This window comes from Paenibacillus sp. YAE3 (assembly GCF_057546105.1).
The window spans coordinates 74347-90911 of sequence record NZ_BAAIYF010000003.1; the positions used below are offsets into that span (position 1 = coordinate 74347).

16 protein-coding genes and 2 tRNA genes are annotated in these 16565 nt (G+C 53.6%); 16 read left to right on the forward strand and 2 right to left on the reverse strand.

Annotated features, from left to right (window positions below):
• Nucleotides 1–37 precede the first annotated feature (37 nt).
• From AC27KL_RS06305 to AC27KL_RS06315, 3 genes are all read left to right on the forward strand, one after another.
• Nucleotides 38–1120 carry a carbohydrate ABC transporter permease gene (locus AC27KL_RS06305; RefSeq protein ID WP_036706574.1) on the forward strand — a complete coding sequence of 361 codons (1083 nt, stop codon included), beginning with the start codon at nt 38–40 and terminating at the stop codon, nt 1118–1120.
• Nucleotides 1121–2212: a carbohydrate ABC transporter permease gene (locus tag AC27KL_RS06310; protein ID WP_340997913.1), complete on the forward strand. Its 1092-nt coding sequence runs from the start codon at nt 1121–1123 to the stop codon at nt 2210–2212.
• Between the two features lie 293 nt (nt 2213–2505).
• Nucleotides 2506–2590, forward strand: a tRNA-Leu gene (locus tag AC27KL_RS06315).
• Nucleotides 2591–2756: 166 nt separating this feature from the next.
• On the opposite strand, the gene rplD is transcribed toward AC27KL_RS06315, so the two are convergent.
• Entirely contained in the window at nt 2757–3182 is a 426-nt protein-coding gene (gene rplD, locus AC27KL_RS06320) for a 50S ribosomal protein L4 (protein WP_487169423.1), read from the reverse strand.
• A 408-nt stretch (nt 3183–3590) separates the two neighbouring features.
• Here rplD and AC27KL_RS06325 point away from each other — a divergent pair.
• From AC27KL_RS06325 to AC27KL_RS06370, 10 genes are all read left to right on the forward strand, one after another.
• Nucleotides 3591–3675, forward strand: a tRNA-Leu gene (locus AC27KL_RS06325).
• 190 nt (nt 3676–3865) lie between these two features.
• Entirely contained in the window at nt 3866–4486 is a 621-nt protein-coding gene (locus AC27KL_RS06330; protein ID WP_487169424.1) for a PadR family transcriptional regulator, read from the forward strand.
• Nucleotides 4487–4520: 34 nt separating this feature from the next.
• Nucleotides 4521–6155 carry an FAD-dependent monooxygenase gene (locus AC27KL_RS06335; protein ID WP_487169189.1) on the forward strand — a complete coding sequence of 545 codons (1635 nt, stop codon included), beginning with the start codon at nt 4521–4523 and terminating at the stop codon, nt 6153–6155.
• 32 nt (nt 6156–6187) lie between these two features.
• Nucleotides 6188–6622 (forward strand): SRPBCC family protein, encoded by a 435-nt coding sequence (locus AC27KL_RS06340; protein WP_339321610.1) that lies wholly within the window; start codon nt 6188–6190, stop codon nt 6620–6622.
• 554 nt (nt 6623–7176) lie between these two features.
• Nucleotides 7177–7656 carry a MarR family transcriptional regulator gene (locus tag AC27KL_RS06345; protein WP_487169190.1) on the forward strand — a complete coding sequence of 160 codons (480 nt, stop codon included), beginning with the start codon at nt 7177–7179 and terminating at the stop codon, nt 7654–7656.
• A gap of 102 nt (nt 7657–7758) precedes the next feature.
• Nucleotides 7759–9885, forward strand: a complete 2127-nt coding sequence (locus AC27KL_RS06350) for a monooxygenase (protein WP_487169191.1) — start codon at nt 7759–7761, stop codon at nt 9883–9885.
• Nucleotides 9878–10363: a nitroreductase family protein gene (locus tag AC27KL_RS06355; protein ID WP_487169192.1), complete on the forward strand. Its 486-nt coding sequence runs from the start codon at nt 9878–9880 to the stop codon at nt 10361–10363. Before AC27KL_RS06350 ends, AC27KL_RS06355 begins: the two co-directional genes overlap by 8 nt.
• Before the next feature lie 226 nt (nt 10364–10589).
• The gene (locus tag AC27KL_RS06360; RefSeq protein ID WP_487169193.1) at nt 10590–11297 is read left to right on the forward strand and encodes a TetR/AcrR family transcriptional regulator; all 708 of its coding nucleotides are present in this window, start codon (nt 10590–10592) and stop codon (nt 11295–11297) included.
• Nucleotides 11298–11334: 37 nt separating this feature from the next.
• On the forward strand, nt 11335–11739 hold the full coding sequence (locus tag AC27KL_RS06365) for a hypothetical protein (protein WP_487169194.1): 405 nt from the start codon (nt 11335–11337) through the stop codon (nt 11737–11739).
• Between the two features lie 16 nt (nt 11740–11755).
• Nucleotides 11756–12505, forward strand: a complete 750-nt coding sequence (locus tag AC27KL_RS06370; RefSeq protein WP_487169195.1) for a hypothetical protein — start codon at nt 11756–11758, stop codon at nt 12503–12505.
• A 105-nt stretch (nt 12506–12610) separates the two neighbouring features.
• On the opposite strand, the gene AC27KL_RS06375 is transcribed toward AC27KL_RS06370, so the two are convergent.
• Nucleotides 12611–13519 carry a LysR family transcriptional regulator gene (locus tag AC27KL_RS06375; protein ID WP_487169196.1) on the reverse strand — a complete coding sequence of 303 codons (909 nt, stop codon included), beginning with the start codon at nt 13517–13519 and terminating at the stop codon, nt 12611–12613.
• Nucleotides 13520–13725: 206 nt separating this feature from the next.
• On the opposite strand from AC27KL_RS06375, the gene AC27KL_RS06380 reads away from it, so the two are divergent.
• From AC27KL_RS06380 to pstA, 3 genes are all read left to right on the forward strand, one after another.
• Nucleotides 13726–14649 carry a phosphate ABC transporter substrate-binding protein gene (locus AC27KL_RS06380; protein ID WP_339325201.1) on the forward strand — a complete coding sequence of 308 codons (924 nt, stop codon included), beginning with the start codon at nt 13726–13728 and terminating at the stop codon, nt 14647–14649.
• Nucleotides 14650–14734: 85 nt separating this feature from the next.
• A complete protein-coding gene (gene pstC, locus AC27KL_RS06385) occupies nt 14735–15670 on the forward strand; it encodes a phosphate ABC transporter permease subunit PstC (RefSeq protein ID WP_339321601.1) in 936 nt (311 codons plus the stop codon).
• Complete coding sequence (pstA, locus tag AC27KL_RS06390) at nt 15667–16563, forward strand: phosphate ABC transporter permease PstA (protein WP_339321600.1); 897 nt, start codon at nt 15667–15669, stop codon at nt 16561–16563. The genes pstC and pstA overlap by 4 nt, the downstream gene beginning before the upstream one ends.
• The last annotated feature ends 2 nt before the right edge of the window (nt 16564–16565 follow it).

Genomic DNA, 16565 nt, shown 5'->3' on the forward strand with positions numbered 1-16565 from the left:
CCGGGGGTTTTGAGATATCGAAGGGCAGGAACGACTTATGAATACGCAAGCGAAAAAGAATTTCAGCCTGAAAGCCGCGCTGCTCTTTGTCGTAGTGCTGCTGCTTAATATATTTGTCCACGGAGCCATCTTCATGCTGTTCCGGGATTCGACGCTGAATCCGCTGTTGACGGCGCTGTTTGCGGTCATATGGGGAGTCGCGGGCGTTTACTTGCTGTACCTTTCGTTCAGTTGGGCGGTAGAGCAGTTTCCGGAGCAGATCAGCCGCAGGATGCTGCCGTACGTTTTCATCGGGCCGGCCGTTCTTTTGCTGGGTTGGCTGCTGGTGCTGCCGGCGCTGCGGACGCTTTATTTAAGCTTTTTTAATGCATCTTCTGATAAGTTCGTCGGTCTGGGCAACTATCTGGCGATTTTCAGCGACCGGCTCCTCGCGACCGCTTTGCGCAACAACCTGCTGTGGGTATTCGTCGGTACGCTGGCCTGCGTGGCCCTCGGGCTGCTTATTGCCATCCTTGCGGACCGGAGCAGTTATGAGCGGATCGCAAAATCGATTATTTTCATGCCGATGGCCATTTCCTTCGTGGCTGCGGGCGTCATTTGGAAATTCGTTTATTATTACCAGCCCGGCACCGAGCAGATCGGCCTCCTGAATGCGATCGTGATCGCGCTTGGGGGCGAGCCGCAGGCCTGGGTGACCATGCTGCAGCCATGGAACAACTTTTTCCTGATCATCATCCTGATTTGGATGCAGACAGGCTTTGCGATGGTGATTTTTTCGGCGGCGATCAAAGGCGTTCCCGACGACATCCTGGAAGCGGCGCGCGTGGACGGGGCGGGGGAGATCCGCATCTTTTTCCGCATCATCATCCCGTATATCTCGACGACGCTGCTGACGGTCACGACGACGATCATCGTGTTCACGCTGAAAATATTCGACGTCGTCATGGTCATGACGGGCGGCCAATACGACACCGAAGTGGTGGCGACGCAGTTTTACCGGCAGTTCTTCATGTACCGCAACTTCGGGTACGGTTCGACGCTGGCGATTGTGCTCCTGATCGCGGTGCTGCCTGTGATCTACTTCAACCTTCGCCAAATCCGCAAGCAGGGGGGATTCTAAATGGCCGGAAAAAAGAAGAAAAAGGGCAAAAAGTGGCTCGTTAACCTTATCCTTGGCATCATTTGCTTCATTTGGCTGATTCCGACCGTGGGCCTGCTGATTTCTTCCTTCAGACCTGCCGCGGATATTCTCCAGACCGGCTGGTGGAAGGTGTTCCCGCATCAGGAATGGAAAACGACGGATACGATCAAGCTGTCCAGGGACGTGGACCTGCGCCAGCCGATCGAAGTGAACGGCAAAACCTACTCCGACGATCAGCTGAAAGCGGGCGTGAAGTCGGGAGACGAGCGCCTTATTTGGGAGAACCGCCGCAACCGCGAGATCAGCGTGCAAAAACCGGGTTGGGTGGCGAGCACCCAGCTGACGCTCGACAACTACAAAAACGTCATTTCCGGCAAAGAGTACACGCTGAAAGGACCGGACGGCAGCGAAACGAAGGAAAAGGGAACGGGCCTCTCGCAAGCGTTCTGGAATACGCTGACGATCGCCATCCCGGCGACCGTCATCCCGATCCTGATCGCTTCGTTTGCCGCTTATGCCTTCGCTTGGCTGCGGTTCCCCGGCCGGAAAACGCTGTTTGCGGTCATCATCGCGATGCTGGTCGTTCCGCTGCAGGTGGCGCTGATACCGGTGCTGAAGGATTATACCGCGCTGGGCCTGAACGGCAGCTATCTCGGCATCTGGCTGGCGCATTCGGCTTTTGGCCTGCCGCTGGTCACTTATTTCATGTATAACTTCATCAGCCAGCTGCCGAAGGATTTGTTCGAATCCGCCTTTATCGACGGCGCGAGCCATTTTACCATTTTCAGCAGGCTGATTTTGCCTTTGTCGGTGCCTGCGCTGGCTTCGATCGGCATTTTCCAGTTCCTGTGGGTATGGAACGATTATCTGGTTTCGCTCATCTTTATCGGCAACCAGCCGGAAGTGCAGGTCATGTCGATGAAGATCGCCGACCTCGTCGGCTCCCGCGGAAACGACTGGCACCTGCTGACGTCCGCTGCCTTCATCTCCATGCTGATGCCGCTGGCGATTTTCTTCCTGCTGCAAAAATATTTCGTCAGAGGGTTGATGGGCGGTTCGGTGAAAGGGTAAACGAGGGAAGAAGTTCCCGCTTAATGATAACATCGAAAAATACCGCATTCATGTTTTGCGTTATTTGGTCACGAACATGGGGCATGTCCGGAAAGAGCGCCGGAAAGGGGGCTTTGCGCGGATGTGCCCGTGTTTTTTCGGGGAGGGCCCGGGCATATGCGGAGGACGAAATTGGCGTCTTTTATTCTGGAGAACTTTTTCTAACAAAAATGCTTGACGATGAGAGGCTTGTCATGATATGATCTATCTTGTCGCCGCGAAAGAATACTTTCGACGAAGACGATGACCGATATGCGGTCGTGGCGGAATTGGCAGACGCGCACGGTTCAGGTCCGTGTGGGCTAACCCCCCGTGGAGGTTCGAGTCCTCTCGACCGCATTACATCAGAAAAAGCTCGCAGATTGCTTTTATAGCCGTTTGCGAGCTTTTTTGTATTTTTATCATGAAGTTGTTGTTCTCTACCAGGGCAGAAGGGACTTTGAAACGGTCACAGAGCTTAGAAGTCATGAGTACGGATTCAAGTCATGTATGGTATTTGCCTCATTTACGAGTACATTTCTGTGATCATCGTGACGGCTTCTTTGGCGATGATGAATCGATCGCATTTCAGAATTTGGTATACGTTGAGGGAATCGGCTGCGGCCGTTTCCGCCCCAGGGATGTTATTAGCGCTTTTCATCACAATGTTACCGATAGTAGGCGTAACGATCAGCGCCTTTTTATCCGCCCCAAGAACATGAAGCATAGCTACGATGGTCTTCGTCCTGTGATGTTCCCACTTGATCTCGTCGACGACAATGAATTCTTTGTTTTGGACCTTGCTGGACAATGCCGATTTTAGAGCGAGCCGCTTCACCTTTATATTGAGCTTGTATGATAGGCGGGTTGCTTCAATTCGGTCAATATCCGTTGAATCATTTCGTATTTTGAAGTTGATTTCATGTTTTTTCCGTGATGCTTGCAGCTTCAGTCGCTACATGCATCGATCGATAGATGGATAACGCTCCGGCATCCGTTTCATGTGATCGTGAACCGTACCAACGGACAATGAACGATTCACACCATTGTTTACAACCTCAAACATGTATTTCAGCCTCCTCAAATACAAAATCTAACCCCATGAATGGATTAGATCCGGTTCTCCCCGAATGAAATTACCAGCATTGCAGCACAACCCGTTTCGCTTTTCAACTTGGCATCTCGTCCATGCGCTGAGCGATCAAATTGGCGGTTGAAACGGCGGCGAGCTGCTGCAACTTCCCAGCGCCAAGGCTTGTCCACGCTTGAACTGATGTGCAAAAAAATGATTATTGACACTATTAGAAAATTGGTATATTATATATTCTGTTGCTGCTAAACAATGCAACGGTGGAAATATGCGGTCGTGGCGGAATTGGCAGACGCGCACGGTTCAGGTCCGTGTGGGCTAACCCCCCGTGGAGGTTCGAGTCCTCTCGACCGCATCCAATAAAAAGCTCTTGAATTTGTCTTTAGACAATTCAAGAGCTTTTTTGCGTATTCGGAGCGCGTGCGAGATTGGATCGTCGGATGGCCGATCTCTCCAGCTCTTTTTGCCCGAGTGCGCCCATTTTACGAAAATTTCCATAGGGTGGACTTATTCGCTTGACGCGTCATATTATTAATATTATGACTATGAATAACAACACGATCAAAAAGTCGCCTGTCGCATTAGCCATTCTTTGTTTTCTGATCGAGGAGCCCATGCATCCTTACCGTATGCAGCAGCTCATTAAGGAGAGGGGGAAAGAAGAAGTCATCAACGTTCGCCACCGAACGAGCATTTACCAAACGATCGACCGGCTGCATCGGGACAACGCCATTGCGATCCAAGGGAAAAAGAAGAATGAAGGGAAGCCGGATTTAGTCGTTTACGAAATTACGGATTTAGGCCGAAATGCCGCTTATTCATGGATTCGGGAAATGATCTCGACGCCTGCCCAGGAGTTTTTGGAGTTTCCCGCCGCCGTATCTTTTCTTGCGCTGTTAACGCCCGAAGAGGTTGCATCGTTATTCGCCAAAAGATTGGGCACGCTTGAAGGCATGCTCGCCCGGCTCGAAGATCAGATGCAATCGGAAACAGCGATGGGTCTGCCGCGCTTGTTTTTGCTTGAATCGGAATATCAGCAAGCGCTGTATTCGGCTGAAATCGCATGGCTTCAATCCGTTATCGCGGATATCCAAGCCGAAAGGCTGAAATGGAGCATGGAAGAACTGCGCGAGACAGCCCGGCGTTTGGAGCACGGCTTCGAATGAAAACCATTTTAGTTCCGAAAGGACGGATGTTGGAATGAATACACTCCTTGATCACTCCCCGTTTGATGAAACGGTTCCTGTCCTCGTTGTCGGAGGAAGCCTGGTGGGGCTTTCCTTCTCCCTTTTTCTGGCGCGCCAGGGAATACGGCCTTTGGTCGTCGAACGCCATCCGGGTACGTCGATTCACCCGCGCGTGTCGAGCCTGACGGCCCGAACGCTGGAAATATTCCGCTCGGCCGGAATCGAAGATGAGATCCGCCGCGAAGAGCCTCCATTCCCGCGGGAATTCGGCGTCATGTTCGTCGAAAGCTTGGCCGGACAAACGTTTGATAACCTGATGGAGGATATGAGCGCTTATTTTACGGATCTTAGTCCCGTGGAAGGAAACGGCATTGCCCAGGACCTGCTGGAGCCCGTCCTCCGGGAACAGGCCGAGCAAGCCGGCGCCCGGTTGCGATACAACACGGAAATGATCGAGTTTGAAGCCGACGGGGACGGCGTTTTGGCCGTCATTCGCGATCGGATCAGCGGGGAGACGCGCACGGTTCGGGCGAAGTATTTGGTTGGGGCCGATGGAAGCAAAAGCGGGATCCGCGCCAAATTAGGCATTGGCCAGCACGGGGAAGGGACGCTTTGCCATCTGGTCAGCATGGTTTTCGATGCGGATATTCATGAACTGTTTGCAAGCCAAAACGCGCATATGTGTTTTTTTGCCAACGATACGACAAGCGGCAGCCTTGTGTTGTACCCTGGAACGCACAGAAGACCGCATATGTACCGATTGGACGTTGTATATGATCCGGAGGAGGAAAGCATCGCCGATTATCCGAAGGAACGGTGCGTGGAGCTCATTCGGGCAGCGATCGGAATTCCGGGCATTCCCGTAACGGCCAAAAAGGTGCTGACTTGGGAAATGGCCGCGCGCGTCGCTGACCGCTTTCAACAAGGCCGCATTTTTTTGGTCGGCGATTCGGCAAGGGTTCAACCTCCAAGCGGCGGTTTGGGAGGCAATACCGGCATCGCCGAGGCGCAAAATCTCGCCTGGAAGCTGGCCGCGGTCTTGCGCGGGGAAGCCGGTCCGGATTTGCTGGCCACTTACGATGCGGAGCGGCGTCCCGTTGCGGATTACACGGCGGAGCAGGTCGTCATGCTGTCCCAGCAGCGCGAACATGAAGGGTCGGAGGGAATTAGCGTCAACACCCTCCATGTCAACATGGGTTACCGTTACCCGGAAGGCGCGATCGTGCCGGAATCCGGCGGGGAGCACCTCCCGAATGCGCAGTCGCCCGAGTTATGGACGGGACAGCCGGGAACCCGAGCGGCGCACGTCGTTCTGGAGCGGGACGGTCAGACCTTTTCAACATTGGACCTGTTTGGTTCCCGGTTCGTGCTGCTTGTCGGCCCTGAAGGACAAAACTGGATGGATGCGGCTCGACGTGCCAAAGATGCGCTCCATCTTCCGATGGATATCTATCGGATTAGCGATCATGAAGGTGATTTGGGCAATCCCGGGAACGATTTTCTCGATGCTTACGGAATCGCCTTGGCGGGAGCGGTCATCGTGCGGCCGGACGGTTACATCGGATGGCGGAGCAAGGCTGCCGAAACGGATCTGGAAGAAATGGAACGGGCGTTAACGGGTGCCTTATCGACCATTCTCTTTCGTTAACCCCTATACCCATGAAGGAAAGGAAGATGACCATGCTTGCGTTTGAGCATACGGAAACCTATGATTATCCTGCTTCGGGCGTTTTTTCGCGTCTCATTGATCTGGAGGAACGGGCTGCCTGGATTAAAGGCATTATCGAAACCCGCGTGACGCCTGAAGGACCGGTCCGGGTCGGGACCGAATATTTCGAAAGCGGAAAATACTCGGGCTTCAAAAGCGAAAAAACGATGGTCGTGACCGAACTTGTTCAGGATCAGTTGCTGATCTTGGAGACGGCGCCCAATGAAAAACAATCCTTTCGCGAAAGCTACCGTATTGAGCCGATCTCCGACGCGTCCTGCCGGGTTCATTTCGCCATTCAAGTCGGCAACGTGCCGAAGGTGGCCGAATTTTTTATGCGCCAATCGATGAAAAAGGAGCTGCCGCAAACCGCAGCCGGTTTGAAAGCGGTCCTCCAGGACTTATAAAAGGCTATTTTTTCACCCATTATCTTAACAATTAAGATCGTTGGTTTGAGAGAAAAATCCGACAAAGGCGACAGGGCGGCGTTCGCTCATCACAATTAAAAAGGCTTGCAGATTGCTGATAGGCGGTTTGCGAGCCTTTTTTCGCTGGCCCATAACCGTGGACGATTCGACGGCCGTCGCTCGGAAAGCGGCTGGCGGATCTCCCGCGCCATGGATCGGCAACTTGAACAATAATCGGTTTATGAGCCGCCGGCATTTGGTCGAGTGATCTCACATCCCAGGAACGAGTTGACAAAGAAAAAAACAAAACATAAAATAAAATTGTTTCATATGAATAAATATTTTAATTTCATGACCGAATTTTCTTTTAATTAAGCAATTTATATTTATTCTATAGAAACCATAACAAAATATTAAGGGGGTTATCCATAGTCTGAAAAACTGAATTAGCCGTTTCATTCACGGCTAAAATTCCTCCGGTTTGCTCATATTGTTTCTTGTGAAACTAATTTTAGATATAATTAAGAAAAAACGAGTCGAGGAGTTTGCCAATCATGAACAATACGAACCGGATGGTCAAAATTGCGATCCATGACAATTTCATTCGATTCCTTGAGCAAAAGGAACAATATGAGAACCGGGAAACCGCCGTTTTTCTGGAAGAACTCCGGAAAACGATCGAAGTGGAATCCACCCTGAACATGACGGAGCTGCACACCATCGCATGCATCGGGGAGCAGGAGCCGATCAATGTCACTTCGATCGCCGAAAAGATGAATCTAAGCAAAGGAAACACCTCAAAAATTACCAACAAGTTATTGAACGCAGGCTGGGTACGCAAGACGCAGCTCAACGATAACAAAAAAGAAGTGTATTTCCGGCTCACGACGGCCGGGAAAAAGCTTTTTGCCCTTCATGATGAACTTCATCACAAGGAACAGCAGAGGATGTACGAGTTTTTGGATAAATACAGCGAATCCGAACTTGATTTTATAAAGCGGCTGTTGGGAGATCTGTCGGACTTCTACCGTTAAGGACAGCGGTAAAGACGGCGGTGGATCCGTCCATGGCCTGGGGAGGCCCTCTTTTGTCGCTTTTATCTTCCAAGTTCGGGTTTGGGGAAAGAGGTCATGGCTATGGATTATGATGTGATACTGATCGGCGGAGGACCCGTTGGCATGATGCTGGCAGGAGAGTTGGCTTTGGCCGGCGTCAACGTCTGCATACTGGAACGATTAAAAAGCACCACGCCGTTTTCGCGCGCGCTTACCGTTCATCCGCGAACGCTTGAAATCATGGATATGCGCGGCTTGAAATCGAAGCTGCTGGATAGAGGGCGCCGTTTGCCGATGGGGCATTTTGCCTCATTGGATACGCCCTTGGACTTTTCGGTTTTGGATTCTTCCTCCAATCACACCTTATTTTTGCCGCAAAGCGAAACGGAAGAAGTGCTGGAGCAGTGGGCGCTGGACTTGGGCGTAGAAATACGGAGGGAAACGGAAGCTTTATCCGTGCATCAGGATGAGGAAGGCGTTGCGGTGCGCATGTCGGGCCCTCAGGGGGAGAGTACGCTCAGATCCGCGTACGTCGTCGGCACGGACGGGGCCAAAAGTTTGGTCCGAAAACAAGCGGGCATACCGTTCGAGGGCCACGACGCGACGTTTATGGCTATTTTGGCGGATGCCGCCCTTCCCGGCCTTCCGCCGATGAGCGTTATCTCCCGCATGGCGGAGAAGGGAATCGTATCGATTTTCCCTATCGATTCGACGACTTATCGAATATTGATGCTGGATCCGGAAAGATCGTCTGCATCCAAACAAGAGCCGGTTACGTTGGAAGAATTGCGATCGGCGCTGATGCGGACGGCGGGAAGCGATTTTGGGCTAACTGAAGCGAAGTGGGCGTCGCGTTTCGGGAATGCCACGCGGCAAGCGGGCCGCTATCGGGACAATCGGCTGTTTCTCGCGGGAGATGCCGCACATATTCATTTTCCGGCGGGAGGGCAGGGGATGAACGTCGGCCTTCAGGAAGCGGTGAACCTGGGATGGAAACTCGCCGGAGCGGTTCAAGGCTGGGCGCCGGAGTGGCTGCTCGACAGCTATCACGCAGAGCGTTTTCCTTGGAGCACGGCGATGCTGGGCAATACGGAAGCGCAGTTTACGCTGATGGATACGAGTCCCGGCGTCATGGAACTCCGGAGCATCATGTCGAAACTTCTTCTTCATCCGGAGGTGAACCGTCAGATGGCGGAGCAAATTTCCGCCTTCAATGTCCACTACGCGCCCGATGATCAAGCGCCGTACCATGCATTAAACGGAAAGCGTTCGACAGAATTGATTCTGCGGCTGAAAAACGGCGATTTGGCCAGTACTTACCAACTGCTCCGGTCAGGCAAGTTTCTTTTGCTGCATCTGTCTTCGGACGCGAAAAACAGCGGGGAGTGGGATCGTTATGGGCATCTTCAAGTGATCGAAGCTTCATTGGCTGCGAAAGCGCCCCATTGGGACGATGTTCACACCGCTTTGATCCGTCCGGACGGCCATATCGCCTGGGCGGTGCCCGTGTCGGACCCGGATCCGGCAGGCGCGATCAGGGACGGCGTCGTTCGTTGGGCAGGGGAATTGAGCAGCTTGACGGGCGGTTCGGGCGAACAAAAGCCGGGGGGGGGAAATAAAATGGATTTCATGAAGACGATCCAGGAGCGCAGAAGCATCCGCAGGTTTCGTTCATCCCCCGTGGACCCGGAGCTGGTGTTCACATTGCTTCGCGAAGCGCAGCAGCTGTATTCATACGGGGAGGCCGCCGCTTTCCGGTGCGTGTATGCGGGAACGCCGGATTCCAGGGAGCGTCTGGCCGCCTGCATGCTGGAGCCCATGGTGAAGAACAGGCTGGTCAAATGGCTGCCGGAGAAAGTACGGGATTTCGTCCGGAAAAGGTTCACAGATATACCGGGCCATCTTGCCGTCATTGCCGTCACCGGTCCGGACAGGAGGGAAAGCGACCTGAATTATGCTGCGGTTTGCGGGATCATGCAAAATTTTCAGCTTGTGGCCTGGCAGCGGCGGCTTGGAGTGCTGTGGGACACGGAACCGATGATCCAAAGCAAAGAGTTATTCGATCTGTTCCACATGAAGCCCGAAGAGAGGCTTGTCGGGATTTTTCACCTCGGATTTTTCGATAAAATACCGAAGGCCAGGGCAAGGACGCGAGCGGAAAAGAAATGGACCGTTTTGCCGGGAGGAGGAGGGGGACTTGTTGAATGATGCTAAAACCCGTTCCGGCGAAGTCCATTCATTAAAATATAGCGATAAATCCGTGTCGGAAAATCACGTACTCGATTTATTGAATATAGCCGTATGGGCTCCGAACGACGGACTGCGGGAGCCTTGGCGCTTTATCTTCATGGGACCCGGCAGCATGGACATCATGCGCGGCTTGCAAGATCAGGCTCCAGCCTGCCTGGTATTGGTCGTAAAAGAAGAGCATGACCTTCATAAAAGGGAGGAAGATGTTGCGGCGACCTGCTGCCTTATGCAGAATTTTCGCCTGCTGGCGCGGGAAAACAATCTCCATGTCCGCATGACGATGAATGATTGGATCTATGACAGAACTTGTGCCGGGCGTTTGGGTGTCCAAAAAGATGAACGGATCGTTGCCGTCTTGGAAATGGGTTATCTTGAACCAACGTTTGAACCTGTGGCGGCAGGGAATATGCCGGACCTTACGTTTGAGTTGTTGTAAGAAATTTTGGCATGTTTCTAGCGGTTCTCGGGCGATCCCGGCCGCTTCTCGGAAACAGGCTCGCAGATTGCTTTAAAAAGCAGCTTGCGAGCCTTTTGGCATATTCCGTTTGGACTTCCGGTCAACTTAGGTTAAAAATCCGTCTTTACTTTTTCTCAGCATATGGTATATATTGTTAGTGAGTTAGTCAGATAACTAACTTGATGAAAAAAAGGAGATCATACTCATGGCTAAACCGAATGTCGTTTCCAAGCAGGAGCTGATCGAAGCAGCCAAACAATGCATCGTGGAGCAGGGTTTGGAGAAATTGACTTTAAAAATGGTGGCGGAGCGCATAGGGGTGACGCAAGGAACGGTGTATTATCATTTCCAGACGAAAGACCGGCTCATGCTGGACGTCGTGAAAGACGTATGCGAGCGCTCATGGAATGCGTTCTCTGCTTTGCAGACCAAGGAGTTTGTCGTGTCGGAGGCGCTGGGAGCGGCCAAAGAACGGGGAGGGCCCGATTCCTTTTTTCACCGCTTGTTTCTATCGCTTGTCGTGTTCGGCCTGAAACATGAAGAAACGAGGAAGGAGCTCGGCGCCCTGATTTCGTTCGAAAACGGGGTGCTGGCGGAGAAGCTGCGGCAGCTTGCCTTCCCGGCACAAACGCCGCCTTTGGCGGAGCCTTCCGGGAGCGGGGAGCGGCAGCAAACGGATCTGCCGAAGGGCGGGGAACGGCGCCAAGAGCGGCCGGGGGCCGCGATCGCCGCAAACGAGGCGGAAGGCCGCCTTATGGGCATGTCGTTCGAGGTTTGGGCCATCGTCATTAACGCGATTTTTGACGGCTTGGCCGTGCAGAGCCTGGTTTCCCCCGAGCTGGACCGGGAAAAGGTGTTTGCGGAGCTGGGCGTTTTCTTTGAGCATTTACTTCGGAAGGCTGGAACGGACTAACATCTATTTTTGCATGGAAGGGAGCATTGGATTGGGCATGTTTTCGGAAAAAATGGGATTGACGCTGTTGTTTTCGGTGGGGGTATGGCTTGGGGCGACGCTGTTTTTTGTTTTTTTTGGCGGCATGGTGCTGGTCAGCCCGTACCGGCAGAGCTTTTGGCTGCCGTTTCTTTTGCTGGAGGCCGCGACGGGCGTCGTGCTGTACGTCGTGTTTGCGTTGTTTCGCCGGTTCGATCCGAGTCCCTACGCGGCCGTAAGGCTTGGCGTGGTGGGCAGCGCCGTCGGTTTAATCCTGGACACGTTTGTGATATGGAATAAGGGCGTCTTTTTTGCAGAGTTGTCCGATGAACAGCTGCTGGCCTTCGTCATTTGGATGGCGTTTGCTTACGGGTTGTATTTGCTGCTGCCGCTGCTGACGGTCAAAAAGGGGACGCCGTTTTGAGAGGAGCCAAGGACGCATGCTGCGGAGCAGGGACGATATTTTACGGGATATAACGGAATTAATTTTACTTCATCAACAGGGGAAGCTTGGCGGCGAGAAGATGCCCGAGGACGAACACCCGCCCCTGGATCCATCATCGGCGGCCAGCTATCATTATTTTACGCTGCCGATGGCGCTGAATTACCAGCGGAATTCGTATGCGCTTTGGGAGAGCGCTCACCGGACGTTTAACGATCCGGACACGATGGACGTGTTTGATCCGGCGGCGGCCGCTGCCATGGATGCGGAGGAGCTGCGGGAAAAGCTGCTGAAATATAAGGTCGCGCTTCAACCGAACAAGCAGCCCGCCGTCTGGCGGACGCTGTGCGTCACGATCATGGATTTGCTGGACGGGGACTTGCGGAACCTTTTCCGTCAAAACGGGAATTCCGTCCTCCGGATCAAGCAGCATATCATGCAGCATAAAAAAAGCTTCCCTTATCTGGGCGGCGATAAAATCATGAACTACTGGCTGTACGTGATGGAACAGTACACGGACGTTGCCTTTCCGGACCGGGAATGCATTACGGTGGCGCCCGACACCCATGTCCTTCAATCCAGCGTCAAACTCGGGATCCTGACCGAGGAGGAAGCGGCCGCCCCGAAGGCCCGGGAGCTTGCGGCTTCCAGATGGGAAGACCTGCTGCAGGGCAGCGGGCTGTGCCCGATCGACATCCATACGCCGATGTGGCTGTGGAGCCGGAGCAAATTTGCGGCGCCGGTGTAGAAATGTTGGCATCACATTTTGAATCGAAGCAGGCTGCTTTTCTTCAATATAAAAAGATAAAAAGGGGCGTCTCTCAAGATCCAAATGATCCGGGGAGATGCCTCTTTATCCGTTTTCGGCCTGTTCCCGCACGTATTGGATAAACCTTTCGCAAACGGGCGAAGCCGGCTGATCGGCATGGCACGCAAGCACGCCGGTCACGGTTGGATCGGCCTGTCCGGGCAGCGGCAGCGAACGGAGCGCACCGGACGCAAGCTCCTCCCGGATGCCGGAAAGCGGGAACAGGCTGATGAATTCACCGGACCGCACCATGTTTTTTACGATTTCCGGCGAATCGGCCGCCGTCCGCTCCCAAAGATGGATCCCGGAAGCGGCCGCATACGAGCGCGAGTAGTCCGTCATAAACGCCCCCTCGCCGTGCTGCGCGAAAAACTGCTGGGCGATGAGCTTCTGCGTCACCGACTTGAGTCCGGCAAACGCATGTGTTCCGGAAAAAATAAGCTCGATGCGATCTATTGAGATCTTTTCTTCTTTTACCGGCTTCTGCCCGTCCGGCGAACCCTCGGCTTCGGCATAATAAAACGCCAAATCGGTTTCCTGGTTCAGCAGCCGCTCTTTGACGAGGCGGGTGGGTGTGACGTTCAATTCGATTTGGACGCCCGGATGCAGGCTGCAAAAGCCGCTGATCAGCTCCGGAAGCACGTAAGACCCCATCATGCCGTCGGCCCCGATGTGCAAGCGCCCTTTGTTGAGATCCGCGTAATCCTGAACCGCTTTGCGGGCTTCCTGCGCCATCGCCGTCATTTTCACCGCATACGGATACAGCGCCTTCCCGGCCTCGGTCAGCCAGATGCGGCCCCTTTTCGTCTCAAACAAGGCTACCCCCAACTCTTCCTCCAGGCTTTTCATATGAAACGTCACGGTCGGCTGCTTCATATCCAGCTCCCGTGCCACGTCCGTCACTTTTTTCAGTTTCTCGATCAGAACGAGGATGTGCAATTTTAACAAATTCATGGGGATCCCCCTGGTGATCATCAAATTCTTAACTACTATTATAGATTTATTCTATTTAATTATAAATAGATTATATATTTTTTTATTCTTCATTTTACAAAACGCAACATTTTATAAAACGATAGGGAACTACAATGAGTTTGTAGGCAGCAAAGAGAGCTGCCGGGAGATCACTCAAAAACAGGGGGAACCAAAAGATGATCAAGATGAAAAAATCGCTTCTCATGCTGTGCACGTTGGCGCTGGTTGTTATGCTGGCCGCATGCGGCAGCAAAAATACCGAAGACACGAGCAGCGCTTCCGGAGCTGCGACAGACGATAAATCCTCGGCCACGGAACTGAGCGGCTCGATCCTGGCGGTCGGCTCGACGGCGCTTCAACCGCTCGTCGAACAAGCTGCGCAAAAATTCATGGCGGAATCCCAATATTCCAAAATCCAGGTTCAAGTGCAAGGCGGCGGCAGCGGCACCGGTTTGACGCAAGTTGCAGGCGGGCAAGCCGACATCGGCAACTCCGACGTATTTGCGGAAGAAAAGCTGAAAGACGAAGCCAAGGACCTGGTTGACCATCAGGTGGCGGTTGTGGCCATGGCGGCGGTAACCAATCCGGACGTCGGCGTAGACAGCCTGACGAAGCAGCAGCTGGTCGATATTTTCACGGGTAAAGTCACGAACTGGAAAGAAGTCGGCGGCAAAGACGAAAAAATCGTCATCGTCAACCGTCCGGCAAGCTCCGGCACCCGCAAAACTTTCGAAAAATACGCACTTGGCACTTCGACCGAAGATCTGAAAGGTTCCATCCAGGAAGAATCCTCCGGCACGGTCAAAAAAATCGTGGCTGAAAGCCCAGGGGCGATCGGATACCTGGCACTGTCTTACCTGGACGACAAAGTGAAAGTGCTCAAATACGAAGGCGTGGAAGCAACGGTTGAAAACGTAACGTCCGGCAAATATCCGGTATGGGCTTACGAGCATATGTACACGAAAGGCGAACCTAAGCCTGAAGTCAAAGCGTTCCTTGATTACATCGCTTCGGATGCCGTTCAAAACGGCGACGTCGTAGAGCTTGGCTACATTCCGGTCAGCAAAATGGAAGTCAAACGCGACGTCGAAGGCAACATTACGAAGTAAGCCCTGACCGAGCGCAAAACCTCATGGCAAGAAAGAGGCGAAAGGGAATTTCGCCTCTATTTTCACATTAGAAAGAAGGACAACGATGAAAACCATTGATGAAAGGCCTGTTCAAGTTCAGCCTGCGCGCGGCACCCGCTGGAAAAAACATCATGCTGAAGATGTCGCGGGCCGGAGCTATACGTTCATTTGCGCGGCTCTGCTCATTGTCATCATATTATCCATCGTCTATTTCGTCGCGTCCAAAGGACTTGCGACTTTCTTTCGCGATGGCGTCAGCCTGAGCGATTTTTTGTTCGGCACCACCTGGGACCCGGAAGGCAATAACGGCGAGCCGATGTACGGCGTGCTGCCGTTTATCTTCGGGTCGTTCGCCACGTCGGTGCTGGCTGCGCTGATCGCAAGCCCGCTCAGCATCTGCGCTTCGCTGTTCATGACCGAAATCGTGCCCGGCTGGGGCAAAAAGCTGCTGCAGCCCGTCATCGAGCTGCTCGCCGGCATCCCTTCGGTCGTTTACGGATTTATCGGCCTGACCGTCGTCGTGCCTTTTTTGCGGAACGTGTTCCCCGGACAAGGGATCGGGATCGCGGCGGGGGCCATCGTTCTTTCCGTCATGATTTTGCCGACGATTACGAGCGTGGCGTCGGACGCGTTGGCGTCGCTGCCGCGCGGCCTGAAGGAGTCTTCGTTTGCGCTGGGGGCGACCCGCTGGCAGACGATCTCCAGAGTTATTTTGCCAACCGTTTTGCCTTCTATTCTGACGGGCGTCGTGCTGGGGATGGCTCGCGCCTTCGGCGAAGCGCTGGCCGTGCAGATGGTTATCGGCAACGCGCCGCATATTCCGCGGTCGCTGTTTGAATCGGCATCGACGCTTACGAGCGTCATTACGCTGGATATGGGCAACACCGTCATGGGATCCGCACACAGCAACGCGCTGTGGAGCATGGCGCTTGCGCTGATGTTCATGACCTTCGTATTTGTTATGATCGTCCGGCTTTTGGAAAGGAGACATCGGATTTGAGAGCGAAACTGACTGACAAAATTGCCACTTTCTTCATCGTGGTGTTTTCCTTGTTGATCGTCGCGGTGCTCGTAGGGCTGATCGGCTTTATTTTGGTGCGGGGGCTCAGCCATATCGACTGGCATTTCCTGACCTCCGTTCCGCAAACGATCCGCGCCGGAGGCGGCATTGGGCCGCAGCTGTTCAACTCCTTGTTTTTGCTGGTTCTGACCCTGATCATTACGATTCCGCTCGGACTCGGCGCAGGGATTTACATGGCCGAATACGCGAAGCCGGGCAAAATCACCGGCACGATCCGCCTGGTCGTCGAAGTGTTGTCCTCGTTTCCGTCGATCGTGGTCGGTTTGTTCGGCCTGCTGCTGATCGTCAATACGTTCGGATTCGGATTTTCGCTGTTCTCCGGCGCGTTGGTGCTGACGATTTTCAACCTGCCGCTGATGGTGCGGATTACGGAGCAGGCGTTCCGCAGCGTGCCGAAGGAGCAGAAGGAGGCGGGGCTTGCGCTCGGGCTGTCCAAATGGAAAATCATTTCCTCGGTCCTGTTCCCGGTGGCTCTTCCAAGCATCGTGACCGGTACGGTTCTTGCCGCCGGCAGGGTGTTCGGGGAAGCGGCAGCGCTGCTCTTTACGGCAGGGATGTCCACGCCGCGCCTGGATTTCACCAATTGGAACCCGCTTAGCCCGACGTCGCCGATCAATCCGTTCCGTCCGGCCGAAACGCTTGCCGTGCATATTTGGAAAATCAACAGCGAAGGCCTGGCGCCGGACGCGGCCCAAATCGCCGCAGGCGCATCGGCCGTGCTCGTCATTCTCGTGCTGCTGTTTAATCTGTTCGCTAGGTGGCTTGGCGGCGTGTTGTACAAAGCGATGACGGCATCCAAGCGCATGGGATAGGA